7 protein-coding genes and 1 pseudogene are annotated in these 6,421 nt (G+C 39.9%); 7 read left to right on the top strand and 1 reads right to left on the bottom strand.

What is annotated here, in order from left to right:
• The 3 genes and pseudogenes from RMX98_RS27685 to RMX98_RS27675 form a co-directional block, all read left to right on the top strand.
• Nucleotides 1–156 (top strand): annotated as a pseudogene (locus RMX98_RS27685) (photosystem II q(b) protein); the annotation flags it as partial.
• 168 nt (nucleotides 157–324) lie between these two features.
• Nucleotides 325–1,413 (top strand): chorismate synthase, encoded by a 1,089-nt coding sequence (gene aroC, locus RMX98_RS27680; protein ID WP_322676009.1) that lies wholly within the window; start codon nucleotides 325–327, stop codon nucleotides 1,411–1,413.
• 159 nt (nucleotides 1,414–1,572) lie between these two features.
• On the top strand, nucleotides 1,573–2,013 hold the full coding sequence (locus RMX98_RS27675; RefSeq protein WP_322676010.1) for a DUF29 domain-containing protein: 441 nt from the start codon (nucleotides 1,573–1,575) through the stop codon (nucleotides 2,011–2,013).
• Between the two features lie 229 nt (nucleotides 2,014–2,242).
• Here the strand turns inward: RMX98_RS27675 and RMX98_RS27670 are convergent, their stop codons facing one another.
• A complete protein-coding gene (locus RMX98_RS27670; RefSeq protein ID WP_322676011.1) occupies nucleotides 2,243–2,749 on the bottom strand; it encodes a hypothetical protein in 507 nt (168 codons plus the stop codon).
• 507 nt (nucleotides 2,750–3,256) lie between these two features.
• Here RMX98_RS27670 and RMX98_RS27665 point away from each other — a divergent pair.
• The 4 genes from RMX98_RS27665 (at nucleotide 3,257) to RMX98_RS27650 (ending at nucleotide 6,058) form a co-directional block, all read left to right on the top strand.
• Entirely contained in the window at nucleotides 3,257–3,511 is a 255-nt protein-coding gene (locus RMX98_RS27665) for a SemiSWEET transporter (RefSeq protein WP_322676012.1), read from the top strand.
• 21 nt (nucleotides 3,512–3,532) lie between these two features.
• Entirely contained in the window at nucleotides 3,533–5,188 is a 1,656-nt protein-coding gene (locus RMX98_RS27660; protein ID WP_322676013.1) for a radical SAM protein, read from the top strand.
• 212 nt (nucleotides 5,189–5,400) lie between these two features.
• Nucleotides 5,401–5,589 carry a CPXCG motif-containing cysteine-rich protein gene (locus tag RMX98_RS27655; RefSeq protein WP_012411100.1) on the top strand — a complete coding sequence of 63 codons (189 nt, stop codon included), beginning with the start codon at nucleotides 5,401–5,403 and terminating at the stop codon, nucleotides 5,587–5,589.
• Nucleotides 5,590–5,608: 19 nt separating this feature from the next.
• Complete coding sequence (locus RMX98_RS27650; protein ID WP_322676014.1) at nucleotides 5,609–6,058, top strand: SRPBCC family protein; 450 nt, start codon at nucleotides 5,609–5,611, stop codon at nucleotides 6,056–6,058.
• Nucleotides 6,059–6,421: the final 363 nt, after the last annotated feature.

The following is a 6,421-nucleotide window of genomic DNA, read 5'->3' as shown; positions in this document are numbered from 1 at the left end:
GAAGGTCGTGTAATCAGCACTTGGGCTGATGTAATCAACCGCGCTAACCTGGGTATGGAAGTAATGCACGAGCGTAACGCTCACAACTTCCCTCTCGATTTGGCTGCTGGCGATTCTGCTCCTGTAGCTCTAACCGCTCCTGCTATCAACGGTTAATTCTGAAGTTTAGCTAAATAAGAAAGCGCCCTCCCGAACAGGAGGGCGCTTTCTTATTTGTATAGGTAAAGGCTATACGTCAAACATTGCGAGTGCCAAAGCATAAAAATTAACTTTTGCACAAACTCTAGGTAAAATACATAAGCCTCATACTTTTTCTTTAAGATCATGGGCAACACTTTTGGTCATCTATTTCGTATAACTACTTTTGGTGAATCTCACGGCGGCGGTGTGGGGGTTGTGATTGATGGTTGTCCTCCACAACTAGAAATTTCGGCAGAAGAAATTCAAGTGGAATTAGATAGAAGGCGTCCGGGACAAAGTAAAATTACGACACCTCGCAAAGAAGCCGATACTTGCGAGATTTTATCAGGTGTGTTTGAAGGCAAAACACTAGGAACGCCTATAGGAATTTTGGTACGGAACAAAGACACTCGATCGCAAGACTACGACGAGATGGCCGAGAAGTATCGCCCTTCTCATGCGGATGCTACTTATGATGCAAAATATGGCATTCGCAATTGGCAAGGCGGGGGTAGGTCGTCAGCGCGTGAGACAATTGGCAGAGTAGCAGCTGGTGCGATCGCAAAAAAAATTCTCCGTCAAGTTGCCAATGTTGAAGTTATTGGTTATGTCAAGCGCATCAAAGACTTGGAAGGTGTAGTCGATCCAAATACTGTCACCTTAGAACAAGTGGAAAGCAACATCGTGCGCTGTCCCGATGCCGAATGTAGCGATCGCATGATTGAATTAATTGAACAAGTTGGAAGACTTGGTGATTCTATCGGCGGTGTTGTAGAATGTGTAGCTCGTAACGTGCCGAAAGGTTTAGGCGAACCAGTATTTGATAAATTGGAAGCTGATATCGCTAAAGGTGTGATGTCTCTCCCGGCTAGCAAAGGCTTTGAAATCGGTTCCGGTTTTGGCGGAACGCTGTTAACGGGAATTGAGCATAACGACGAATATTATATTGATGAAAATGGTGAAATTCGCACTGTAACTAACCGTTCTGGTGGTATTCAGGGGGGAATTTCCAATGGGGAAAATATCATTTTACGAGTTGCATTTAAGCCGACGGCGACAATTAGAAAAGAGCAAAAAACAGTAACTCGTGAAGGTGAAGAAACGCTATTGGCTGCGAAAGGACGACACGATCCTTGTGTATTACCGCGTGCAGTTCCAATGGTTGAGGCGATGGTGGCACTAGTGTTGTGTGACCATTTATTACGGCATCATGGGCAGTGTAAGGTCTTGTAATTAATAGAGCGATCGCTTTTAAAAGATAGTCTCATATTCCTTACTTTTTAAATAAGTCAGGAATATTGTTATTACTAGCTGTAGCGATCGCACAACAATCGCCGAACGGTGTAAGATGTTTAGTACAGCGTTGCATTAAGCAGAGAAGGGCGATCGTTGATGAGTAAGGCAACGAGCTACGACCAAGACTTTCTGTTGTGGACACAACAACAAGCCGAGTATTTGAAGAAAGGACATTGGGCTGAGTTGGACGTTGAACACTTGGTAGAGGAACTAGAGGCTTTGGGTCGCAGTGAACAGAGAGAACTCGGTAGCTATTTGCAGGTGCTGTTAATGCACTTGCTTAAATGCCAGTATCAGCCTGAGCGAAGAACCAAAAGCTGGGATAATACACTGTCAAACTGCCGAGATCAAATTCAAGATTGTTTGGAGGATACTCCCAGTTTGCAGCGTTTTCTTCAAGACCCAGTGTGGATACAAAAATATTATCGACGTGCTTGTAGAGATGCAGCTAAAGAAACTCAAAAATCTGTTGAAAATTTTCCTGCTGAATGTCCATTTATAATTGAGCAGATTCTTAATCCAAGCTTCTTAGCTTGAAATACATTTGAAAATTTGATTTTTCAGGCATCCTATTACAAATTTTTATCCTGTCCTATTTGGCGGCACCAATCTCTATAAGAAATGAACACTCTTTGAAAATCATCTTTAGATGGTAAAATTCCATGATGAGCGACAATATTTCGCAAATCTTCTAATTGTGCAAATCTATTATCAATAAAATGAATATCTCCAATGTAAGATAAGAATAACTTTTCGTTGGGTCTAATCAATTTTGCCAAATCACCCCAATCAATACAATAAAGAGGTGAACTACCTCCTCTTGGAGAAACCCATTTATTTTTATTTCTTTGTTTTTGACTATTTTTACTTTCTTTAACATATCTGTATTTGCAACTTGTTCCCAGCAATTCTCTCCAAATTCCTTTGAGAATATTTTTTCAATAAAGCAACGAACTGAATTTTCGTAACAGTGGAGAATTACATATAAATTAGACATTCTATCGGCACTTAATACATCTTCATGATTAAGATAGGGTGTATTATATATTTCAGTAGTTTCTAGTTTATTAAGAATTCCTATAAGCGTAGCTTTCGCGATTGACATGGCTACCCATAAAGAGCCATCATTTGAATAAATTGTACCGTTTAGTGCTTTGTTCCAACTATTTAATTCATCATTCATGTCAGCACTAGCAAGTATTTGTCTAACACTGTCTATCCAGTTTGAAAAGTGCCGATAAATAACATCTGGAAAGTCATAAAACTCTTCCATGCTAGATCAACCAGACAACAATGCTTCTATAATTTCTCGTTTATGTTTTATCAGTCTTAGAGGTTGTTTGAAAAGTGGTTGACTGTGATTTTAGGCACTTATTGATCCCCCCAACCCCCCGATAAATTGGGGGGCAAAACCTTTCAAAGTCCCCCAATATATCGGGGGATTTAGGGGGATCTAGAACCTTTTGCTACCAAGAAGAGGACTTTTCAAACATCCTCTTAAGCAAATAGGTAATTAATATAATATTACGTATATTATTAATATGTGATTATTTTAACTAATTTAAACAATGTGATGAAGAAAGAAGAAAATTAACATTTTTAATTACTAGAGAATTAAAGTTTCTACCAACCACTATTCACCCGACTTAAATATTTGTTTATTTGTGAAATTTGATTATCTTGATATTTTGGTGATTTATTCATTTAAATAAGTAATTTTCAAGACTCAGATAGAATTTTTATATATTATGGTATTGCAACTTAATATAAATAATTAAACATGGATTTTATAACAATTTTAGGATTATCTGCCGCCACAATAACCACAATCTCTTTTTTGCCACAGATGTTTAAAACATGGCAAACAAAATCAGCCAAAGATGTTTCTTTGGTGACGCTGATTACATTCATAAGTGGTGTTTTTTTGTGGCTAATCTATGGAGTTTATTTACAATCCTTGCCAATTATTCTTGCTAACGCCATAACATTGGTTTTTAACTTAATTATTCTATGGCTTAAAATTAAATATAGATAAACTTGTCTCTAACAAACACCTGTGACATCATCTGTATTTGACTCTGAACGCCTTCTCTTTACCCCTACTACCCCAGACACCAACGCTATCCCCCTAATCTTTGCCTTTCCCAACGAGTACAGCGTAGGTATCACTAGCCTTGGCTATCAGGTGGTGTGGGCAACTTTGGCAATGCGTAATGATGTGCAGGTGAGTCGCCTGTTTACCGATACTCACGAACAACTCCCCAGAACGCCGGAAATTGTGGGATTTTCTATTTCGTGGGAACTGGATTATGTGAATATTTTAAATTTGCTGGAATCTTTAGAAATTCCGATTCGAGGAACCTCTCGTGATGATTCTCATCCGATAATTTTTGGTGGTGGCCCAGTTCTCACTGCTAACCCCGAACCTTTTGCAGATTTTTTTGATGTCGTTTTACTGGGGGATGGCGAAACCCTGTTAGGGAATTTTGTTGAAGCTTACAAAGAAGTCAGAAATGCCTCAAGACAAACTCAACTAAAAAGACTTGCACAAATACCAGGAATTTATGTACCTAGTTTGTATGAGGTGGAATATCACACAAGAGATGGTGAAGTAAAGTCAATTAAACCAATTTCTCCCGAAATTCCCGCAATAGTGCAAAAGCAAACTTATCGGGGAAATACTCTATCGGCTTCTACTGTAGTCACCGAAAAAGCCGCATGGGAAAATATTTACATGGTGGAAGTGGTGAGAAGCTGTCCAGAAATGTGCCGCTTTTGTTTGGCGAGTTATCTCACACTGCCTTTTAGAACAGCCAGTCTAGAAGATTCATTAATTCCAGCGATCGCCAAAGGTTTAGAAGTCACAAATCGGTTAGGATTATTAGGGGCTTCAGTCACTCAACATCCAGAATTTGAGGCTTTGTTAGATTATATTAGTCAGCCAAAGTATGATGATGTCCGTCTCAGTATTGCCTCAGTCAGAACTAATACTGTTACAGTCCAGTTAGCAGAAACTTTGACAAAACGAGACACGCGATCGCTTACTATTGCTGTAGAAAGTGGTTCTGAGAAAATCCGCCAAATCGTCAACAAAAAGCTGCATAACGATGAAATTATTCAAGCAGCCATAAATGCCAAAGCTGGCGGCTTAAAAAGCTTGAAACTCTACGGAATGGCAGGAATTCCTGGTGAAGAAACAGAAGATTTAGAGCAAACCGTGGCGATGATGCGTAATATCAAAAAAGCTGCGCCGGGATTGCGCTTAACATACGGTTGCAGCACCTTTGTACCTAAAGCACACACACCGTTTCAATGGTTTGGAGTGAATCGCCAAGCAGAAAAGCGGTTGCAGTTTTTGCAAAAACAGCTAAAACCACAGGGGATAGAATTTCGCCCAGAAAGCTATAATTGGTCGATTATACAGGCTTTGTTATCGAGAGGCGATCGCAGAGTGTCCCAACTTCTCGAACTTACTCGTGACTTTGGCGATTCCTTGGGTAGCTACAAACGTGCTTTCAAGCAACTCAAAGGACAAATCCCCGATTTAGATTTCTACGTCCACGCCGAATGGTCAACAAAACAAGTATTACCTTGGAGCCACTTGCAAGGGCCTTTGCCACAGTCTACACTACTAAAGCATTTGGCTGATGCTAAAAGTTATATCAATCCATCCCCCAAAGAACTACAGCCAGTACTGGGGACTAGGAACTAGGAACTAGGAACTAGGGACTGGGGACTGGGGACTGGGGATTGGAAATCAAAAGATAATATTCAATATTCAATGCCCAATACTTCGACTAAGCGGTAGTTGAATCTCGACTTCGCTCGATTACCGCCAAGCGATGCACTGAGCGCAGTCGTTGTGTCGAAACTCAGTACAAGTGCCCCATGCCCAATACCATTGAATTTATAGCTGAAAACTTGATGCAAAACACAGCTGAGTATTACTGCGCCTATTGCGGCGAACCGAACTTAACTTTTATTGATTTGAGTGCTGGAGGACAGCAATCTTACGTTGAAGATTGTCAAGTTTGTTGTAACCCAAATATTTTGTATGTGCGGGTTGATGAAGATACCCTAGATATCGAAATTGATACTGAATCCGAAAGTTGAATTTTAGGTTTTTCTTTCCATGCTGCACTTTAAACATTCCTCAATCATTAATGTCCCACCAGAAGTAGTTTGGAAATTTCACGAAAGGGCAGATATTTTGCAACTGCTAAATCCGCCTTGGCAGCCAGTCCAAGTGGTTCGTCGTGAGGGTGGGTTGAAGGTGGGCGCTATTACAGAATTTCGCCTGTTTCTCGGCCCATTACCCTTAACTTGGTTAGCGCGTCATACTGAATGTGAAAGATATCGCCTGTTTACCGACGAACAGATATCTGGTCCCTTTGAATCTTGGGTACATCGACATGAATTTGAACCGGAAGCTGGCAAAACTAGGCTGACTGATGCTATTTCCTTCTCTATGCCTGGTGGAGGTACAGTTGAATTTGTTAGTGGTTGGTTAGTACAAGTGCAACTAGAAGCTATGTTTCGCTATCGCCACTATATAACGAAACGAGAATGTGAGTCACAATAGCAGAATTTGCTGGTAGCAAAAATTAATTATCCTGATTCTTCAACCCTTGCTCCGAAAGCCACTTTATCAAACCACGAAACAAGCGATACAAAGCTTGCGATAAATTCGCCAAAGCAACTATCGCTCCTGTAATCATTACCCTAGAAGTTATACTTTAGAGTTAAAAAGCCTATTTACTGTTTATTAGTTTGGTTAATCACACTCTATAAAGCTTCTAACTTTCGTTAGATTTTGTATCATATCCAAAATAGTTTCTTAATTAAATTACAAGTTTTCATTAGCAGTTGTTTGGTAAAATACCTCTGCTTCATAGACTAATAGAAGCTATTATTGAACTTTTGTTAGATAAATATTTCCCTAAAC

Source organism: Nostoc sp. DedQUE02 (assembly GCF_034531035.1).
GTDB lineage: Bacteria > Cyanobacteriota > Cyanobacteriia > Cyanobacteriales > Nostocaceae > Nostoc.
This window is presented reverse-complemented; position numbering and strand designations above follow the sequence as displayed.

Bases quoted from the DNA above. Each gene is read 5' to 3' on its own strand.
- aroC (WP_322676009.1), top strand. From the start codon at position 325: ATGGGCAACACTTTTGGTCATCTATTTCGTATAACTACTTTTGGTGAA.
- RMX98_RS27675 (WP_322676010.1), top strand. From the start codon at position 1,573: ATGAGTAAGGCAACGAGCTACGACCAAGACTTTCTGTTGTGGACACAA.
- RMX98_RS27670 (WP_322676011.1), bottom strand. From the start codon at position 2,749: ATGGAAGAGTTTTATGACTTTCCAGATGTTATTTATCGGCACTTTTCA.
- RMX98_RS27665 (WP_322676012.1), top strand. From the start codon at position 3,257: ATGGATTTTATAACAATTTTAGGATTATCTGCCGCCACAATAACCACA.
- RMX98_RS27655 (WP_012411100.1), top strand. From the start codon at position 5,401: ATGCAAAACACAGCTGAGTATTACTGCGCCTATTGCGGCGAACCGAAC.
- RMX98_RS27650 (WP_322676014.1), top strand. From the start codon at position 5,609: ATGCTGCACTTTAAACATTCCTCAATCATTAATGTCCCACCAGAAGTA.